The sequence below is a fragment of the Sphingomicrobium marinum genome (assembly GCF_026157105.1).
GTDB classification, from domain to species: Bacteria; Pseudomonadota; Alphaproteobacteria; order Sphingomonadales; family Sphingomonadaceae; genus Sphingomicrobium; species Sphingomicrobium marinum.
The window spans coordinates 850,209-868,391 of sequence record NZ_JANPVQ010000001.1 but is presented as its reverse complement, the minus strand read 5'-3'; the positions used below and the strand labels follow the sequence as shown (position 1 = coordinate 868,391).

General features: G+C 62.3%; 19 protein-coding genes. 7 read left to right on the top strand and 12 right to left on the bottom strand.

Annotated elements, in window-relative coordinates; genetic code table 11:
- Positions 1–4 precede the first annotated feature (4 nt).
- From NUX07_RS04460 to NUX07_RS04445, 4 genes are read right to left on the bottom strand one after another with little or no spacing between them, the layout of a single operon-like run.
- On the bottom strand, positions 5–1,801 hold the full coding sequence (locus NUX07_RS04460) for an acyl-CoA dehydrogenase C-terminal domain-containing protein (protein WP_265529148.1): 1,797 nt from the start codon (positions 1,799–1,801) through the stop codon (positions 5–7).
- Positions 1,802–1,804: 3 nt separating this feature from the next.
- On the bottom strand, positions 1,805–2,194 hold the full coding sequence (locus NUX07_RS04455; protein WP_265529146.1) for a MerR family transcriptional regulator: 390 nt from the start codon (positions 2,192–2,194) through the stop codon (positions 1,805–1,807).
- 31 nt (positions 2,195–2,225) lie between these two features.
- Positions 2,226–2,648 (bottom strand): hypothetical protein, encoded by a 423-nt coding sequence (locus tag NUX07_RS04450; protein ID WP_265529145.1) that lies wholly within the window; start codon positions 2,646–2,648, stop codon positions 2,226–2,228.
- A 32-nt stretch (positions 2,649–2,680) separates the two neighbouring features.
- Positions 2,681–2,923 (bottom strand): DUF7218 family protein, encoded by a 243-nt coding sequence (locus NUX07_RS04445; RefSeq protein ID WP_265529143.1) that lies wholly within the window; start codon positions 2,921–2,923, stop codon positions 2,681–2,683.
- Between the two features lie 122 nt (positions 2,924–3,045).
- Between NUX07_RS04445 and purF the strand changes: the two genes are divergently transcribed.
- Entirely contained in the window at positions 3,046–4,494 is a 1,449-nt protein-coding gene (gene purF, locus NUX07_RS04440) for an amidophosphoribosyltransferase (RefSeq protein ID WP_265529141.1), read from the top strand.
- Positions 4,494–5,201: an SDR family NAD(P)-dependent oxidoreductase gene (locus NUX07_RS04435; RefSeq protein ID WP_265529139.1), complete on the top strand. Its 708-nt coding sequence runs from the start codon at positions 4,494–4,496 to the stop codon at positions 5,199–5,201. Before purF ends, NUX07_RS04435 begins: the two co-directional genes overlap by 1 nt.
- On the opposite strand, the gene NUX07_RS04430 is transcribed toward NUX07_RS04435, so the two are convergent.
- The 7 genes from NUX07_RS04430 to NUX07_RS04400 form a co-directional block, all read right to left on the bottom strand.
- Positions 5,198–6,391 (bottom strand): serine hydrolase domain-containing protein, encoded by a 1,194-nt coding sequence (locus tag NUX07_RS04430; protein WP_265529137.1) that lies wholly within the window; start codon positions 6,389–6,391, stop codon positions 5,198–5,200. The genes NUX07_RS04435 and NUX07_RS04430 overlap by 4 nt on opposite strands.
- Positions 6,388–7,638 carry an SAM-dependent methyltransferase gene (locus tag NUX07_RS04425; RefSeq protein ID WP_265529136.1) on the bottom strand — a complete coding sequence of 417 codons (1,251 nt, stop codon included), beginning with the start codon at positions 7,636–7,638 and terminating at the stop codon, positions 6,388–6,390. Before NUX07_RS04425 ends, NUX07_RS04430 begins: the two co-directional genes overlap by 4 nt.
- 1 nt (position 7,639) lies before the next feature.
- Positions 7,640–9,019: a cryptochrome/photolyase family protein gene (locus tag NUX07_RS04420; RefSeq protein WP_265529135.1), complete on the bottom strand. Its 1,380-nt coding sequence runs from the start codon at positions 9,017–9,019 to the stop codon at positions 7,640–7,642.
- Positions 9,016–9,945 carry a metal-dependent hydrolase gene (locus NUX07_RS04415; protein WP_265529133.1) on the bottom strand — a complete coding sequence of 310 codons (930 nt, stop codon included), beginning with the start codon at positions 9,943–9,945 and terminating at the stop codon, positions 9,016–9,018. The genes NUX07_RS04420 and NUX07_RS04415 overlap by 4 nt, the downstream gene beginning before the upstream one ends.
- Before the next feature lie 17 nt (positions 9,946–9,962).
- Entirely contained in the window at positions 9,963–10,973 is a 1,011-nt protein-coding gene (locus tag NUX07_RS04410; protein ID WP_265529131.1) for a 2-oxoacid:ferredoxin oxidoreductase subunit beta, read from the bottom strand.
- Positions 10,970–11,356, bottom strand: coding sequence for a hypothetical protein (locus NUX07_RS04405; RefSeq protein WP_265529129.1), 387 nt, complete (start codon positions 11,354–11,356; stop codon positions 10,970–10,972). The genes NUX07_RS04410 and NUX07_RS04405 overlap by 4 nt, the downstream gene beginning before the upstream one ends.
- Positions 11,357–11,432: 76 nt before the next feature.
- Positions 11,433–13,310, bottom strand: coding sequence for a 2-oxoacid:acceptor oxidoreductase subunit alpha (locus NUX07_RS04400; RefSeq protein WP_265529128.1), 1,878 nt, complete (start codon positions 13,308–13,310; stop codon positions 11,433–11,435).
- A gap of 92 nt (positions 13,311–13,402) precedes the next feature.
- Between NUX07_RS04400 and NUX07_RS04395 the strand changes: the two genes are divergently transcribed.
- The 5 genes from NUX07_RS04395 (at position 13,403) to NUX07_RS11440 (ending at position 17,785) form a co-directional block, all read left to right on the top strand.
- On the top strand, positions 13,403–13,876 hold the full coding sequence (locus tag NUX07_RS04395) for an RNA pyrophosphohydrolase (protein ID WP_265529127.1): 474 nt from the start codon (positions 13,403–13,405) through the stop codon (positions 13,874–13,876).
- A 27-nt stretch (positions 13,877–13,903) separates the two neighbouring features.
- Positions 13,904–15,115, top strand: a complete 1,212-nt coding sequence (locus tag NUX07_RS04390; RefSeq protein ID WP_265529126.1) for a hydrolase — start codon at positions 13,904–13,906, stop codon at positions 15,113–15,115.
- The gene (locus NUX07_RS04385) at positions 15,112–16,131 is read left to right on the top strand and encodes an arginine N-succinyltransferase (protein ID WP_265529124.1); all 1,020 of its coding nucleotides are present in this window, start codon (positions 15,112–15,114) and stop codon (positions 16,129–16,131) included. Before NUX07_RS04390 ends, NUX07_RS04385 begins: the two co-directional genes overlap by 4 nt.
- On the top strand, positions 16,128–17,384 hold the full coding sequence (locus NUX07_RS04380) for an N-succinylarginine dihydrolase (RefSeq protein WP_265529123.1): 1,257 nt from the start codon (positions 16,128–16,130) through the stop codon (positions 17,382–17,384). Before NUX07_RS04385 ends, NUX07_RS04380 begins: the two co-directional genes overlap by 4 nt.
- Before the next feature lie 77 nt (positions 17,385–17,461).
- Positions 17,462–17,785: a hypothetical protein gene (locus NUX07_RS11440; protein WP_322597187.1), complete on the top strand. Its 324-nt coding sequence runs from the start codon at positions 17,462–17,464 to the stop codon at positions 17,783–17,785.
- On the opposite strand, the gene NUX07_RS04370 is transcribed toward NUX07_RS11440, so the two are convergent.
- Positions 17,745–18,083, bottom strand: coding sequence for a hypothetical protein (locus NUX07_RS04370; RefSeq protein WP_265529122.1), 339 nt, complete (start codon positions 18,081–18,083; stop codon positions 17,745–17,747). The two genes, NUX07_RS11440 and NUX07_RS04370, sit on opposite strands and share 41 nt — an antisense overlap.
- Positions 18,084–18,183 lie beyond the last annotated feature (100 nt).

Here is an 18,183-nt window from a genome sequence, read left to right as displayed (position 1 = left end):
GACCCTAAAAGGCTTCGGCCGGCAGCTTCATCAGCGTTTCCGAGCCCGCTTCGACCTTGCGACGCAGGCCGCTGGCTTCGGGCAGCCACCGCTCGGCATAATGGCGCGCGGTGACCAGCTTGGCTTCGTGGAAATCCACGTCCTCACCCGGCTCAGTCTTTAGTTTGGCGCTGACATCGGCCATCTTCAGCCACATCCAGCCGAGGCTGACCAGGCCCATCAGATTCATGTAGGCATAGGCCGCGGCACCGACATTGTCGGGGTTCTGCATGCCGTTTTGCGCCAGCCACATGGTCGCGCCCTGAAGGTGTCCGACGGCCTTTTCCAGCGGCTCTGCAACACCGGCGGGATCGCCATTTTCCTTAGCGGCGGCGATATCGCCCGCCACCGTTTCGAAGAACAGGCGAATGGCGCGGCCGCCATCCTTGGCAAGCTTGCGGCCGACAAGGTCCATTGCCTGCACACCGTTCGTGCCTTCGTAGATCTGCGCGATACGGGCATCACGCACGAACTGCTCCATGCCCCATTCGCGAATGTAGCCGTGACCGCCAAAGACCTGCTGCGCGTTGACCGTGGTCTCGAAGCCCTTGTCGGTGAGATAGCCCTTGATGACAGGCGTCAGCAGGCTGATGAGATCGTCCGCCGTCTGGCGCTGCTCTTCATCTTCCGACTTGCGCGACAGGTCGACCTGCAGCGAGCCCCACAGAACCAGCGCGCGCGCCGCCTGGTTGAAGGCGCGCGCATCCATCAGCATGCGGCGCACATCGGGGTGAACGAAGATGCTGTCGGCCTTGGCATCGGGATCGCGCTCTTCGGGATTGAGCGCGCGCCCCTGGCGGCGGTCTTTCGCATATTCGACCGCGTTCTGATACGCGACCTCACCCTGCGCCAGGCCCTGAAGACCAACGCCGAGACGCGCCGCATTCATCATGATGAACATGGCGGCGAGACCCTTTTCCTTCTCGCCGATCAGGTAGCCGGTCGCTTCGTCATAATTGAGCAGGCAGGTCGAGTTGCCATGGATGCCCATCTTCTCTTCGATCGAGCCGCAGGTGACGTTGTTGCGCTCGCCCAGCGAACCGTCTTCGTTGACGAGATATTTGGGGACGATGAAGAGCGAGATGCCCTTCACGTTGTCTGGGCTGTCGGGCATTTTCGCCAGAACGAGGTGGATGATGTTCTCGCTCAGATCATGCTCGCCCGCTGAAATGAAAATCTTGGTGCCCGAAATCTTGTAGGTGCCATCATCCTGCGGCACAGCCTTGGTCTTCAGCAGCCCCAGATCGGTCCCGCAATGCGGCTCGGTGAGGTTCATCGTGCCGGTCCATTCGCAGCTGACCATCTTGGGCACGTAGAGCGCCTTTTGCTCCTCGCTGCCGACCGTCAGCATGGCCGCAATCGCGCCGGCGGTCAGGCCGAAATACATTTCGAAACCCTGGTTGGCGCTAATCAGATATTCGCTGATCGCGGTCGATACGACCTGCGGCATGCCCTGCCCGCCAAATTCTTCGGGGAAAGCCAGCGTCGACCAACCGCCGTCGCGGAACTGATCCCAGGCATCCTTGAAGCCCGGGGGCGTCGTTACCGAGCCATCGTCGTTGCGGATGCACCCATGTTCATCGCCAACGCGATTGAGCGGTGCCAGGACTTCGCCTGCCAGCTTGCCGCCTTCGTTGAGGATCGCTTCGACCACGTCGGGATCGGCATTCTCGAAACCGGGAACGTTGGCGTAATTCTGCAACCCGACGATATGATCGAGCACATATTGGGTGTCACGGACAGGGGCATTGTAGACGGGCATGAATCAGTCCTCTTCTTCCAGAAGGCGCACATAGCCTTCCAGTTCTTCGATGGTTTCGTCGATATCGGCTTTCTGCCGCATGAGAGCGTCGATCCGCTCCTTGCACTTTTCGAGTGTGACCTTCTTTTGCGTCTCACGCTGGTCGCCAAGGTCATAAAGGTCGAGCAATTCGCCAATCTCGGCGAGGCTGAAGCCGACGCGCTTGCCGCGCAGGATCCAGGCGACGCGCGCACGGTCGCGATCGGAGTAAAGCCGCTGCGATCCCTTGCGGGTCGGCGCGATCAGGTTTTCATCTTCGTAGAAGCGCAAAGCGCGGGCGGTGACGTCGAATTCCTCGCACATCTCACCGATCGTATATTGCCGCGACGCGGCGTCATTCGGGGTCGCCAACATGGGCGCTTCTTACTTGACGTTCACGTAAAGGTCAACAGAGCGGGTCGCCGGCAACATCGCGAAGTTCGCTTGGATCGCCGTCACTGCGTCGAAATCCTTCGCCTTTCAAACTGGCATCCCCGCCACAATAGTAGGAACAGCTGTCGTCGCCGCTGCGGAGCGTCAGCACATCGCCATCCTGCGAAAGGGAAATTCGGCATTCGTCATCGCCGCGCGGCACGAAGGCCATTCCCTCGCCGCCGGCTTCGATGGTCCCTTGCGCCATGCAGTTGGCATCGCTCTCGCCATAGCGAATCAAAGCGGCTTTTCCGTCGGCGGCCACGCAAAGTCCGTCACGCTCGCCTCCCGTCCAGAGTCCGGTCTCAAGCACGCCTTCGGGCGGCGCGTCGGCGTCAGGAGCTACCTCGCTGCAAGAAGCAAGAAGCAAAGCGAACGAAAGGACTAGAATGCGCATAATGGCGACCCTGCCCGAAACGCCGCTAGGCCTCAATTCTTATCGCGGATCGCGTCGATCAGCTCGTCCTTGGTCATGTCCGAACGGCCTTCGATATCCAGTTCCTGCGCCTGATCGTACAATTCGTCCTTGGTCCGATCTTCGAGCGGGGTGGAATCATGATCGATGCTGTCATTGGCTTGCGCATTGGCAATCGCGGCGGATTTGGACTTCGAATAGCCCTCGTCGCGCAGCGCCTCGTAAGTGTCTTTGTCCTTGATCGATTTGTCGGCCATTTTCGTCTCCTTGCGAGCCTAACGCACAACCCGCCCGACCTTTCCGGTGACTAGGTGAAGACAAAGCGGCCTCACCTCCCTATATGCGGGGCAAGTATCTGGGCCGGAAGGGATTCGCCGCCATGCTGACGACCAATCCATTTGATGACGACAAGCTGCGCGAAGAATGCGGAGTCTTCGGAATCTGGGGTGCCGAACAGGCCTCCAGCGTCGTCGCCCTGGGCCTTCACGCGCTCCAGCACCGCGGCCAGGAAGCCGCCGGCATCGTCACCAATGACGGCACCAATTACCATGCCCACCGCGGCATGGGGCATGTCGGCGCGAACTTTTCCAAGCCTAAGGTGATCCGCAAGCTGGCGGGCAGCGCCGGCATCGGCCACGTACGCTATTCGACCACCGGCGAAACCGCACAGCGTAATATTCAGCCTCTCTATGCCGATCTCGCCATTGGCGGCTTTGCCGTCGCGCATAACGGCAACATCTCCAACGCGATTACGCTGCGCGAACGCCTTGTTCAGCGCGGCTCGATCTTCCAGTCGACCAGCGACACCGAAGTCATCATCCACCTCGTCGCCACCAGCCGGAAGGAAGAGCCGGTTGAGCGCTTGATCGACGGATTGAAGCAGGTCGAAGGCGCCTATTCGCTTTGCCTGCTGATGCCCGACGGTCTCGTCGCATGCCGCGATCCGATGGGCATCCGTCCGCTGGTCATGGGCCGTTATGGCGAATCGATCGTATTCGCATCGGAAAGTGTCGCCTTCGACGTGATCGGCGCGACCTACCTGCGCGATGTGGAGCCCGGCGAACTCATCATCGTCAACGACGACGGCCTGCGCAGCTTTAAGCCGTTCGAACCGGCGCGCCCGCGCCCGTGTATCTTCGAACATGTCTATTTCTCGCGGCCCGACAGCAAGGTCGACGGCACCTCGGTCTACCAGACCCGCAAGGCGATCGGCGAAGAACTGGCGCGCGAAGCGCCGGTCGAGGCCGATTATGTCGTCCCCGTTCCCGATAGCGGCGTCCCTGCCGCGATCGGCTATGCCCAGGTCGCGAATATCCCGTTCGAGCTCGGGATCATTCGTTCGCACTATATCGGCCGCACCTTCATCCAGCCGTCGCAGGACAGCCGCCATTCGGGTGTGAAGATGAAGCACAATGCCAATTCGGCGCTGGTCGAAGGCAAAAGGATCGTGCTCGTCGACGACAGCGTCGTGCGCGGCACCACGTCGCTCCGCCTCGTCCAGATGATGCGCGATGCCGGCGCTGCCGAAGTGCACATGCGCATCGCCTCCCCGCCGACACGCTACAGCTGCTTCTACGGCGTCGACACGCCCGAGCGTTCCAAGCTGCTCGCCGCGCAGATGGGCATCGAGGAAATGCGCGACTATGTGAAGGCGGACAGCCTTGCCTTCATCTCGCTCGACGGTCTCTACCGTGCACTTGGCGATGAACGCGATGCCAGCGCCCCGCAGCGCTGCGACGCCTGCTTCTCGGGCGACTATCCGACTTCCCTTACCGACAAGGAGCAAGGCGACGGGCCCAAGCAACTGAGCCTCGTCGGCAACCACTAATGTCTGCATTCGAAAACAAACTCGCGCTCGTCACGGGCGCCAGCCGCGGTATTGGCGCGGCAACCGCCGAAGCGCTCGCCGCCGAAGGCGCGCACGTCATCCTCGTGGCGCGCTCGTCCCAGGACCTCGAACAGGTGGAGGAACGCATCCATGCGGCTGGCGGCAGTGCCACGCTCGCCCCGCTCGACATGCTCGCCGATGGCGCCATCGGTAAATTGGCCCAGGCCGTCGGCGGACGCTGGGACGCGCTCGACATCATGGTGCTCAATGCTGCCATGCTGGGCAAGCTGCGCCCCGTGCAGGATATCGACCCCAAGGAATTTTCGCAGACCATCGCGCTCAACCTGCTCGCCAGCCAGGCGATGATCGCCGCCTTCGATCCGATGCTGCGCCACTCGGGCAAGGCAGAACTCGTCGGCATCACCTCGTCGGTCGGCGCTAACCCGCGCGCTTTCTGGGGCGCTTATGGCGCGAGCAAGGCCGCCTTCGATACGCTGCTCGGCTCCTATGCCGAGGAGAACGCGCAGACTGGCAAGGTCCGCGTTCACATAGTCGATCCGGGGGCGACCCGCACCGCGATGCGCGCCGACGCCTTCCCTGGCGAAGATCCCAACGACCTCAAGAAGCCCGATGTCGTCGCCAAAGCGATTGTGGAACGTCTGAAGTCGGACGCGGAAACCGGCGGGCGCCTGGTCGTCGAAGGCTAGTCGGCGTTGGCGAAAGCCCGCGTGATGGCGGCCTGCAATTCCTGACGACGCCCGCCTGACGCAGCGGTCGACCAGTTGCCGACATAGGCGATCACGACGTTCTGGGACGGCACGATGGTGATACCCTGTCCGAATATGCCTTGCGCACCGTATGCGCCGGGATAGGTCCACCACTGGTAGCCATATCCATAGCCCGGGGCGCTCTCGAACGCGGTCGCGGGCGTGATGGCCGCCTGACGATATTCCGCGCTGAGAACCGAGCCAGCGTTGCCATCGGGCGTCCCTTCAAGGAACCACTGGCCAAAGCGGGCATAATCGGCGAGCCGCAGCATCAGGCAGCATCCACCGATATTCTGTCCCACCGGATCGACCTGCCAGAACAAGTCGCCTTCGAAGCCTGCTGGGCCGACAATCTTCTCGCGCGCATAGTCCGCCAATGAGCGGCCGACCGCCCGTTCGACCAAAGTCCCGACAAGATTGGTCTCCGCGGTGCTGTAATTGAAGGTCATCCCCGGCTCTGCAGCGCGCTCCCGCTTGCTCAAGTAGAAGATGTTGAGGTCGACACCTGGCTGGTAAGGCTGCGAATAAAGCTGCGCGATATCGCTGTTCGGGTCGGCATAATTCTCATCCCAATCTACCCCCGATCGCATCGTCAGCAGGTCCTCGACGCTCACCACGTCGTAAGCGGTGCCGGCCAGCTCGGGAATGTAATCGGTCAGCGGATCGTCGAGGCTGCCGATGTGCCCGTCCTTGAGCGCCGCGCCTACCAACGTCGAGGTCAGGCTCTTGGCAACCGAAAAACTGGTCCAGCGCTGGTCGGGGCCGAAATCGTTCGAATAGCCTTCGAAGCGGATCCTGCCGTCTTGCAGCACCATGAGCCCGGTGATGCGATGCTCTTCGACATAGCGTTGGAGCGCGGCTGCGCCCGGAAGGGGCTCACCCGCCGGCAACGTGCGTGCCCTTGCGGCTTTGACAGTACGTCCCGGGAAATATTCATCCATGGCCCGGAAGCGCTCGAAGCGTTGTTCGTCGGTCCAGAACAGCACCTGCGCCGCATCGCGCTGGATCGCCGCGCGCTGCGCTTCGGTAAGGCTGGCCATGGGATCGGGATTGGTTGGCGCAGGCTCATCCACCGGCTGACACGCCGTCAACACCAAGCCCGCCAACAACATCAATCCCAAGCGTCTCATGCCGCACCCTTCCTCATCGTGATCTGCGCGACATCGATCCCGCCACCGCGAAAACCGCCTTCGCAATACATCAGGTAAAATCGCCACAGACGGTGGAAGCGCTCGCTGAAGTCAGAAAGCTGGCCCCGCGCCACCGCAGCATCGTAACGCTCGCGCCAGGTCGCGAGCGTGCGCGCGTAATCGAGGCCGAAGGCCTCGTGCCCTTCCCAGCTCAAACCGCGTTCGACCGCCAGTGATGCGAATGTCGGCTCGTCGATCAACATCCCGCCCGGAAAGATATAAGTCTGGATGAAGTCCGCGCTGGCCGCATAATCGGCGAACAGCGCGTGGTCGATGCTGATATATTGCAGCGCAGCGCGGCCGCCGGGCTTGAGATTGTTAGCGACGGCGTCGAGATAGGCGGGCCACCAGCGCTGGCCCACGGCTTCGACCATCTCGACCGAGGCAATGGCGTCAAATTGCTCGGAAATCTGCCGATAATCCTGCAGTCTGATCTCGACAAGATTGCCTAATTTGTTTGACGCAACTTTTTCCGTTGCAAATCTTTGCTGCTCCGAAGATAGGGTCAATCCGACCACATTCACGCCGCGTTTGGCAGCCTGTATCGCCAAAGTGCCCCAACCGCAGCCGATCTCGAGCAAACGGTCTCCCGGCTTGAGCTCGAGACGGTCCAGCAGCACGTCGACCTTGCGCAATTGCGCGGCTTCAAGGTCGTCGCTCTGGTCGAACCGCGCCGAGGAATAGCTCATCGTCGGATCGAGCCAAGCCGCGTAGAAGTCATTCCCGAGATCGTAATGCGCCGCGATATTCTCGCGCGCTTTCACAAGCCCGTTATCGCGCAGCGCGTGCGCTGCGGCATTGAGCCAGCGCGCTGGCCCTTTCGCGCGCGCCGTTCCGCCCAGCGTTTTTGCGTTCGCCATGAACAGCGCGAATAGCGGCACCGGATCGGGCGCGCTCCATTCGCCCTTCTCCCATGCCTTGTAGAGTCCGACCGAACCCGAGAAGGCGACTCGCGCCAATGCGGTCCAGCTATGCAGGTGAACCACGGCCTCCGGCCCCGGCGCGTGAAAACCGATCCGCCGCCTCGTCCCGTCAGGCAGGTGTCCGTCGATACCGCCGACGGCGAGGCGATCGTGCCACTGATCGAGCATTGACTTGAACGCGGGCGCGGCAAGCTTGCCGACCAACCCATGGCCGGTGATGAAGCCGCGGTCGCCGCGGACCAGATGTTCCCCCCGGCTTGCCATCTTAGTTCGACTTCATCTCCTTGTAGGCGGCCAGCGCCCGTTCGCGGCCTTCCTTATGCTCGATGAGCTTCTTGGGATAGTCCGCGGGCGCGCAATCATGCGCGTGCGGATCGTGGATATAGCGATCGTCGATGTCTGCCAGCTCGGGCACCCATGTGCGGATATAGTCGCCCGCATTGAACTTCTCTGACTGGCTGAGCGGCGCCATGATGCGCACGAACATGTTGCTGTCGACGCCCGTCCCCGACACCCATTGCCAATTGGTGCCGTTCGAGCCGTAATCGGCATCGACGAGCGTATCCCAGAACCATTGTTCGCCTTCGCGCCAGTCGATCAGAAGGTGCTTGATCAGGAAACTCGCCGTGATCATGCGCACGCGGTTGTGCATCCAGCCGATCGCCCATAATTGGCGCATGCCCGCATCGACGATGGGATAGCCCGTCTCCCCCCTTGTCCATGCATCGAACTCGTCGCGAACCGTCGAGGAGCGGAAATCGCGCCATGGGAAGTCCTGCCACCCGTCGCGATAGTTTTTCTCGGCGTATTCGGGAAACTGGTAGATCACGTTCTGCGCATAGTCGCGCCAGCCAAGCTCCTTGAGGAATACCCCAACCGTGCCGCCTGCGCCATTGACGCGATCATAGACCGTGGCCACCGAAATCTCGCCCCAGTGAAGGTGCGGCGACAGGTTCGATGTGGCTTCCATCGACGGGCAATTGCGCTGCCCGTCATAGGCCGACGCCTCGCTTTCGAACGCCTCGAGCCGTAGCCGCGCGCCATGTTCACCCGGTCGCCAATGTTCCTGCATGCCGGTCGCCCAGTCGGGTTTGGTCGGCAGCAAGCCCCAACTGCCAAGATCATCGCTATCCGGCCATCGCTCCGGCGCCTCGATGACGCGCGGGCGCGGCTCGGGCGGTGCCGGCGGCATGCGCTCTTTGAGCGATTTCCAGAACGGCGTGAAAATCTTGTACGGCTCGCCCGATCCCGTCGTCACCGTGCCGGGCGGCAATAGGTAGTTGCCGTCGTGGAGGCAAAGCTCGACCTGGTCGGCGATCCGGTCTTGCGCTTCCACCCACCACGGCTCGTAATGATGCAGCGCATGGATCCGCTCCGCGCCCACTTGCTGCGCCAGTTGCGGCAGGACATGATCGACCCGACCGCGCCGGAAAATGAGTTTCGATCCTTTATCTTCGAGGTCCGCCGCCAGGCTTTCCAGCGAGCGATGCAACCACCAGCGCGACGGACCGCCCAGCTTGCGATCTCCCGGCGTTTCGTCATCGAGCACGAATACGGGCACCACAGCGCCCTCACGCGCTGCAGCGCGCAACGCAGCCTGGTCGCGCAGCCTTAGATCGCGCCGGAACCAGACAATGCTCGTCATTCGCTTTCTCCCTGCGCAGGCGGCTCGAGTGCAACGACGAAGGCATCTCCCGTGCGTGGGTCGGTATAGCGCTGGTCGCCCAAATATGCGCGGCCGCCACGTTCGAACACGAACGGCATGCGCGACCAGAACAGGAACGCTTCGACATCCTCGCGCCCACGCGCCGCTTCAAGCCGCGGATCGTTGAGGCCGATGAACTTGGGCGCGCCCGTCAGCAAGGTCCCTTCGAACACCTGATAATTGCCGCTACCATATAGACCACCGCCGCGCCATTCGATGTCGCGCCGCCAAAACTCGACGGGGACGGGGTTGGCAACCACGATGCCCGGCTCCAGCCGCCACTGCTTGCCCACGAGCTCGCGCCCCTGCCCTTCGGCCTGGCCCGTGATCAGACCATTGGCAAAGATATACCCGCAAACCAGGAAGAAGCCCGCCCAGGCAGGCTTTTCCCAATGGCTCGATCCGCGCTTCATCCAGCGCCGCGAAAGCCACACGGTGAAGGCCAGGATCGTCCATACCCAGACATCGATGATGAACAGCGTATCGCCCGCAAACCACTCGCTCGAAAAGGGTTCGAGAAAGCGAATGCCATAGCTGTTGAGCCAGTCGAGCGCGGGATGGCTGAGCGTTCCGATGAAGGCGAGCAGCAGTAGCCAGCCGGGCCGCACCTCTTCCTTGGACGGTCGCCACTTGTCGTAAAGAAGGACAAACCCGGTCAGCAGGATCGGCAGGATGACCAATGCGATCGGCCCGTGCGTCAACCCGCGCCGCAGCGCCAGGCTTTCGGTGCCGAGCAGCGTAAGCACCGCATCGATGTCGGGCAGGTTGGCGGAAATGATTAGCGTCGGCATCGCCCTGCCGGTCGTCTTCTTGAGGCCCATTTGCCCCAACAGGGCGCCAGCAAGGCTATGCGTTAGATTGTCCATTGCAGGACAAAACGGGCCTAGTCGCGGCGCGGTTCCTTGGTCACCTGCCAGCTCTGCCCTTTTTCGAGCAATGCCTGCATGTCGGTGCTCTTGCCTTCGGAAGCCGCAGCGTTCTGCGCCATCACCGCCGCTTCGAAGGTCGGCGCAGGGTCTTCGTAGATTACGCCCAAGGCCACGGGGAAGATGTCCGCGGGCATTTCCGACAGCAGCAGCGCCATTGCGCGGTTCTTGGGATCGTGGACCAGCACTTCATCGCTGTCGCCAGCAACGACCTTGAGCGTCTTTGTCGCCACATCGAAGCCGATGCCCCTCTCGCCCTTGGCGAACAGCATCTTTTCGCCTGGCGCGAGCCAGAGCTGCTTTTCATTCGCCACCGATCGATCGGTAAAGGGCGCGAACACATCGTCATTATAGACGATGCAGTTCTGGTAGATCTCGATGAAGGCCGCGCCCTTGTGCGCGTGGGCCGCCTTGAAAATGTCGGGCAGCGCCTTGTTGACGTCGATACCGCGCGCCACGAACCGCGCCCCCGCGCCGAGCGCGAAGCTGGCGGGCATCGCCGGCCGATCGACCGATCCGTACGGCGTCGAGGGACTGCGCGTGCCGACACGGCTGGTCGGCGAATATTGGCCTTTGGTCAGGCCATAAATCTCGTTGTTGAAGAGCAGGATCTGGCAATCGAGATTGCGCCGCAAAAGGTGCATCGTGTGATTGCCGCCGATCGATAGGGCATCGCCGTCGCCGGTGATGATCCACACATCGAGTTCGGGATTGGCGAGCTTGACGCCCGTCGCCACCGCACAGGCGCGGCCATGCAGCGTGTGGAAGCCGTAGCTCGCCATGTAATATGGAAAGCGGCTCGAGCAGCCAATGCCGCTGACGAACACCGTGTCGGCGAGCGCAGCGTCTAGATCGGGCATGGTGCGCTGCACCGCCTTCAGGATGGCATAGTCGCCGCAACCCGGGCACCAGCGCACTTCCTGATCGCTCGCCCAGTCCTTGGCCGTGAGTTTGACTTGTTCGTTCACGCGTCGGTCTCCTCATCTGCCGAAAACAGCAGAGGTGTGGTGCTCAGAGCCAAGATAATGCCGCCGAAAAAGGGGCGGTCGAAAAAGAATATCAAGGCAAGGCCAAGCGCCGTGCCGACAACCAGCGAAACGGGCTTTGACAGCGCGCCGCTTTTCTCCTTCTCGTCGAGCCCTTCGCGCGTCAGCCAGGGCCTGACATAGCGCGCGCCAACGGCAATCGCGCTGCCACCGACCAACCCCATCGCAAAGGCCGGCCAGCCCGAAGGCAGGCTGGCGCCCCACGCCTCGAACTTCATGTTCGCCCAAGACAGCAGGAAGAAACCCGCGATCAGGATCAACGCCGCCTTGTGCGGCATGCGCGCGCTATCGCCTGATCGCATCACGCCGAGCCTCCGAGCCACCAGATCAGGAACACAACCAAAGCCAGCAGGATCAGCAGCGGCCAGATATTGATCTGTTTCATGCCAGCGCCTCCACGATGGCCGCTTCGATCTCAACGATACGGAAAGGCTGCCCCGAAACCTTGTTGAGGGGCCGGGCGTCGACGAGGAACTGGTCGCGCAGCACCGTCTTAAGCTGTCCCGCGTTCATTTCCGGCACCAGGATCTTGTCGAAGCCCCTCAGCAGGTCGCCCAGGTTCTTCGGTAACGGCGCGAGGTGGCGGATGTGGAGATGGCTTACGTCCATCCCCTTGGCCCGCGCACGGCGCACCGCCTGGTGGATCGGCCCGAACGTCGAACCCCAACCGACCAGCACCAGTTCGCCGCTCTCGCCGCCCAGGCTCATTTCCTGATCGGGAATCGTATCGGCGACATTGGCGACCTTGGCGAAACGTTCCGCCGTCATCTGCGCATGCGCACCCGGCGAATAGTCGATGTCGCCCGTACCCGGACGCTTCTCGATCCCGCCGATGCGATGTTCAAGGCCCGGCGTACCCGGCTTGATCCATGGCCGCGAACCGTCGGCATTGCGCTCATAAGGCAGCACCGTGAAATCGCCCACGGGTGCCGTGGCAAATTCCACAGGGAATGGCTCGTAGCTCTCCCAGTCGGGCACTTTCCACGGCTCTGCGGCATTGGCGATATAGCCATCGGTGAGCAGCATGACGGGCGTCATGTAGCGCGTCGCGATGCGGCATGCCTCAATCGCGCATTCGAACGCATCGGCGGGCGAACGCGCGGCCAGCACCGGCAGCGGCGTATCGCCATTGCGGCCATATACCGCCTGGTAGAGATCGGACTGTTCGGTCTTGGTCGGCAGGCCGGTCGACGGGCCGCCGCGCTGCGAATTGACAATCACCAGCGGCATCTCGGTCATCACGGCAAGGCCGATCGCTTCGGTTTTGAGCGCAATGCCGGGGCCCGACGAGGACGTGACGCCCAGGCTACCCGCATAGCTGGCGCCGATGGCCGAGCAGATCGCCGCGATCTCGTCCTCCGCCTGGAAGGTCGTGATGCCGTATTCCTTGAGGCGCGAGAGATGGTGCAGCAGAGCGCTCGCCGGCGTGATGGGATAACCGCCAAAGAACATCGGCAAATCGGCAAGCTGCGCGCCCGCGACCAGTCCCAAAGCCAGTGATTCCGCGCCCGTTACCGTGCGATACAGCCCCGGCTCTGCCGGTGCGGGATCGATATGGCGCTGCCCGACCTGCCCGCCAATTTCCGCGGTTTCGCCGTAAGCGTGACCTGCATTGAGCGCAGCAATATTGGCCTCGGCGATCTCCGGCTTCTTGGCAAACTTGCTCTTGAGCCATTCGACAATGGGCTGGCGCTTGCGATCGAACATCCACAGCGCAAGGCCGAGCGTCCACATGTTCTTGGAACGCAGCGCTTCCTTGTTCGAAAGGCCGAATTCCTTGACCGATTCCAGCGTCATCGCGCTGATGTCGAAGGCCAGCACCTTCCACTTGGCAAGTTCATCGCCCTCGAGCGGATTATGGTCGTAGCCCGCCTTGTCGAGATTACGCTTGGTGAAGCTGCCCGTATCGACGATCAGCAGCCCGCCATCGCGAAGGTCGTTGACGTTCACCTTGAGCGCCGCGGGGTTCATCGCCACCAGCACGTCGGGCTGGTCGCCCGCGGTTTCTATCGAGGCCGAACCGAAGTTGATCTGAAACGCAGAAACGCCGAACGTCGTGCCCTGCGGCGCGCGGATTTCGGCAGGAAAATCGGGGAAGGTTGCAAGGTCGTTGCCCGCCAGCGCCGTCGACAAGGTGAACTGCCCGCCGGTCAGCTGCATCCCGTCGCCGCTATCGCCCGCAAAACGCACGACGACCGCCATCGGTTGATCGACCGCCAGCGCCTCTTCTTCGGTCAGATTATGGGTAGCCGCTACCATGAGTCTCCGTTCCGCATTTCCTTTGTGCATCGGCGCCTTAGAGAGGACAAGCCCGCTTATCCAGCCCTCGATTTTGCGCTAGGGCCGCTGGCATGAATGATGATGACAAATATCGCTTGGGTGCGGGCGTCATGCTGCTCAACGAGCAGCGTCATGTCTGGGTCGGCCGGCGTATCGATAATACCGACGAAGCCTGGCAAATGCCGCAGGGCGGCGTGGACCCGGGCGAAGACAGCTTCGAGACCGCGCTGCGCGAGCTTGAAGAAGAAACCGGCATCGCGCGCGAATATGTCGAGCGGATCGAGGATGCGCCCGTGCTCGAGCTCAAATATGACCTGCCCGACAGTCTCAAAGGCACGCTTTGGGGCGGCAAATGGGTCGGCCAGCGACAGCACTGGTTCCTGATGCAATTCACCGGCGATGATTCGCAGATCAATATCGAAACCGAGGACCCCGAATTCTCGCATTGGAAGTGGATCGAGAGCGAGCATCTTCCCGACATAATCGTGCCTTTCAAGCGTGACATGTACCGCGCCATCCTCGATGGATTCTCGAGGTGGCTTTAAGCTCGTCGCCGCGTTAGGAGGCCGCCCATGGGGAGTTTATCAAGCCAGGAACAGGCCGCCGTAGAGCGCGCCATGGCCGCGCAGGACACGATGTTCGATCGCACCCGCGAATGGGCGGCGATCAATTCGGGCTCGCGTAACCTGGAAGGCCTGGCGAAGGTCGGCGAGAAGCTGATGGAAGCCGTCGCGAGCCTGCCTTGCGATGCCACGTATCGCGACCCTGCGCGCGTCGAAGCCGTCGATGCGGCGGGCAAGACGTTCGACATCGAACATGGCCGTCATATTCACGTGCAGGTTCGCCCCGATGCGCCCCTGCGCCTGCTCTTCACCGGCCACATGGACACGGTCTTCGGCGTCGATCACCCGTTTCAGGAAATGAAGTGGCTTGAAGAGGGCAAGGTTCTCAACGGTCCCGGGATCACCGACATGAAGGGCGGCATCGCCGTCATGCTGGCTGCGCTTGAGGCGGTCGAGGCGAGTGAAGATGCCGCAAAGTTCGGCTACGATATCGTGTTCAACGCCGATGAGGAAGTCGGCAGCCTGTCCTCCGCCCCGCTCCTCGCCGAAGCCGCTGCAGGCAAGCGCGCCGCGCTGACCTACGAACCCTCTGCGCTCCCCGATGGCACACTTGCCGGCGCGCGCTCGGGCAGCGGCAATTTCAGCTTTATCATTTCGGGCAAATCCGCCCACGCCGGCCGCAACCCGCAGGAGGGCCGCAACGCGCTCGTCGCCGCCGCCGACCTCGCCATGCGCCTCAAAGCCGGGATGGACGACAGCCTGTCGGTCAATCCCGCGAAGATCGATGGCGGCGGGCCCAACAACGTCGTGCCTGACCACGCTGTCCTGCGCGTCAATTTCCGCCCTAAGCTGCCGGCCGACCAGGACCGCGCGGAAAAGCTCATCGCCGACGCGCAGCAGGCCGTCGCGCGCGAACATGACGTCGACATCCACCGCCACGGCGCCTTCGCCCGCCCGCCAAAGCCGCTCGAAGGCGACACCAAAAAACTGTTCGAACTTGTCCAGCGCGCTGGCGCCGATCTGGGGCAGGACATCGGCTGGAAGCACACCGGCGGCGTGTGCGACGGCAACAATATTGCGGCCACCGGCGTCCCCGTCGTCGACACGATGGGCGTGCGCGGCGGCGCCATCCACTCTTCCGACGAATTCCTGATCGTCGACAGTCTTGGCGAACGTGCCGCCCTGTCGGCGCTGACCATTTTGAGGATCATCAATTCATGACGCATCGCATCCGCGCTGCCCAACCGTTCGATCTCGGCGCGCTCTACGACCTGGCAAAGCTCACCGGCGGCGGTTTCACCAACCTGCCTGCCGACTATGCGACGCTCGAAAAGAAGATGGAAACGTCCGCCGCGGGTTTCGCCCGCGAAGGCGATCATCCCGAAGGCGATTTATATGTCTTCGTCCTCGAGGAAGTGGCGACTGGCAAGATCCGCGGCACCTGCCAGGTCTTCGGCAAGGTCGGCACCGAACAACCCTTCTACAGCTACCGCATCAGTACGCTCACGCAGCAGAGCAAGGAGCTCAATCGCACCTTCCACAACAAGCTGCTTACGCTCGTCACCGATCTTGAAGGGTGCAGCGAAGTCGGCGGTCTCTTCCTGCATCCGGCAGAACGCGCCGGCGGGCTCGGTATGCTTCTGGCGCGCTCGCGTTATCTCTTCATCAAACAGCATCGCCCGCGCTTTGGCGACCGCGTGCTTGCCGAGTTGCGCGGGGTCATGGACAGCGCGGGACACTCGCCTTTCTGGGATGCGATCGCGGGACGCTTTTTCGGCATGACTTTCCCCGAAGCCGACGATTTCAACGCCATGCACGGTACCCAGTTCATCGCCGACCTCATGCCCAAGACGCCGATCTACATCGCCATGCTGCCCGATAGTGCCAAGGCGGTGATCGGCCAGCCGCATCCCACCGGTCGCGCCGCGCTCAAGATGCTCGAGCGCGAAGGCTTTGTCTGGGACAATTATGTCGACATCTTCGATGGCGGCCCGACCGTGATCGCCCCCACCGATAACATCGCCACCATCGCCAACAGCGGTCGCTACAAAGTCACCGGCACCTATGACGGTAACGGCGGCGAAAAACTCATGGTCGCGAGTGGTAATCTCGAGAACTTCGTCTGCTGCTATGCCATGGGCTCGATCGACGAAGACGGCATCAGGATCGATGCGGAAGCAATGGACAAACTCGGCGTCACCGAGGGCGACAAAATCTTGGGGATAGGCCGGCGATGATCCGCGAGATCAATTTTGACGGGCTGATCGGTCCCAGCCACAATTATGCCGGTCTTAGCCTCGGCAACCTCGCGTCGACAAGGAATGCGGGCGACGTCTCGCAGCCTCGCGCGGCGGCATTGCAAGGCATTGAAAAAATGCGCGCCAACCTTGGTTTGGGGCTGGTGCAGGGCGTCTTCATGCCGCTGCCGCGCCCCAATCATGGCTGGCTGGCGAGGCTCGGCGCCGATTACGCCGATGCCGACCATGCGTTAGCGGCGAATGCGATGTCGGCGTCATCGATGTGGGCCGCCAACGCGGCCACTGTCAGCCCTGCGCCGGACACGGCCGACGGCCGCTGCCACCTCACCGTCGCCAATCTCAAGACGATGCCGCACCGCAGCCACGAATGGCCCGATACGCTGCGCCAGCTGCGTGTCGCCTTTTCGAACGACACCGCCTTTGCCGTCCATGAGGCGGTGCCGCCGGCCTTCGGCGATGAAGGCGCTGCAAACTTCATGCGGCTGTGCGACCACCATGCCGAAAAGGGCGTCGAGATCTTCGTCTATGGCGTGTCGGGCGGCCCCTACCCTGCGCGTCAGCATATCGAGGCCAGCCGCGCCATCGCCCGATTGCACGGGCTCGATGCCGAAAAGACGCTCTTCATCCAGCAATCCGAAGAAGCCATCGCGGCGGGCGCGTTCCACAACGATGTCGTCGCCGTCGCCAACGAAAAGGTGCTGTTCGCGCACGAGAAAGCCTTCGCCGATCGCGAGAACAGCCTGGCGCGGATCGCCGCCGCATTCCCGGCGCTGGAGCTGGTCGAAGTCGCCGATGCCGACGTCCCGCTGGCCGATGCGATCTCGAGCTACCTGTTCAACGCCCAGCTGGTCACGCCGCCCAGCGGCGAGATGACGCTGGTCGTGCCCAGCGAGTGCCGCGAGATGCCGAGCGTCTGGAACTGGCTGGAGGCGCATCTCGCCTCGAACGGCCCGATCCGCCGCGTCGAGGTCGTCGATGTGCGCCAGTCCATGGCCAATGGCGGCGGCCCCGCCTGCCTGCGCCTGCGCGTAGCGTGCGACCCTCAGACCGTCGATCCGCGTTTCCTCGTGGACGAGGCCAAGCTCGATGCGATGGCCAAGGTTGTCGATCGCTATTGGCCGCATGAGATCGATGGCCGGGAATTGCAGGGCGAGACGTTGCTCAACCAGGTTACGACCGCCCGCGCCGCCATGCTCGACGCCCTCGATCTTGCGGCCGACCTGTCGGATTAACTAACAGTCAACCATATCTCTAAATGAGTTTTTGGCGGATTTACGCGCTTGGCACGGCATTTGCTTAACCGTTTGCAATGCTCAAGAAGATAGGCCGCCTTTTCACGATCAAAACGCGATTCGAAGCGCTGCTGGTCACCTATGCCATCGCGGTGGGCGCGATCTCGCGCGGGCAGGCCTACCTAACCGAATATCCTGGAATCGGCGGCTGGCTGCTCTTCGCCTGCTGCCTCGGCCTTCCCTTTTTGGCCGGTGCAAAGCTACTCGATTCGGTTCGCAAGTCCGAGCCCCGAAAAGCTCCGGTATTCATCGAACCGCGGCGTCGTCGTACCGCCGTGCGCCACCGCCGCAATCGACGCGTCAGCGATACTCCGCGAACGGAGTCCCGGCGACGAGCTTGAGCGTCACCGCGTTCACTTCGCACAAGTTCACGCCGCTCCAGACGATCGCCTCGCCCGAAGCAGGCGCCGCCTTGATGTCGAACGCGCAATCCGGGTTTGAAAAAGCGATGCTAGATTGGGCACCGCGCGCCGGTGCAGCGCCAAGCGGCTGCCACTCGCTCGATCCGGTGCGGCGGATCTCGAGATTGCCGAGCGCCTGGTCGGTGCCATTGACCAGCACGAAATCGGTGGCTTGGGCTTGAAGCGGGGTCGCCAAGGTAAGCCCGAGCAACGCGAAAAGAGCACGAATCCTTATCATAGATTTAACCTAGCCTTCTGAAGGGCCTATGTCGACATACGAAGACTTTACGAGAGCTTAACTTCTATGCAGCATCCTGCGCAGTCAGAAGGGTGATTCG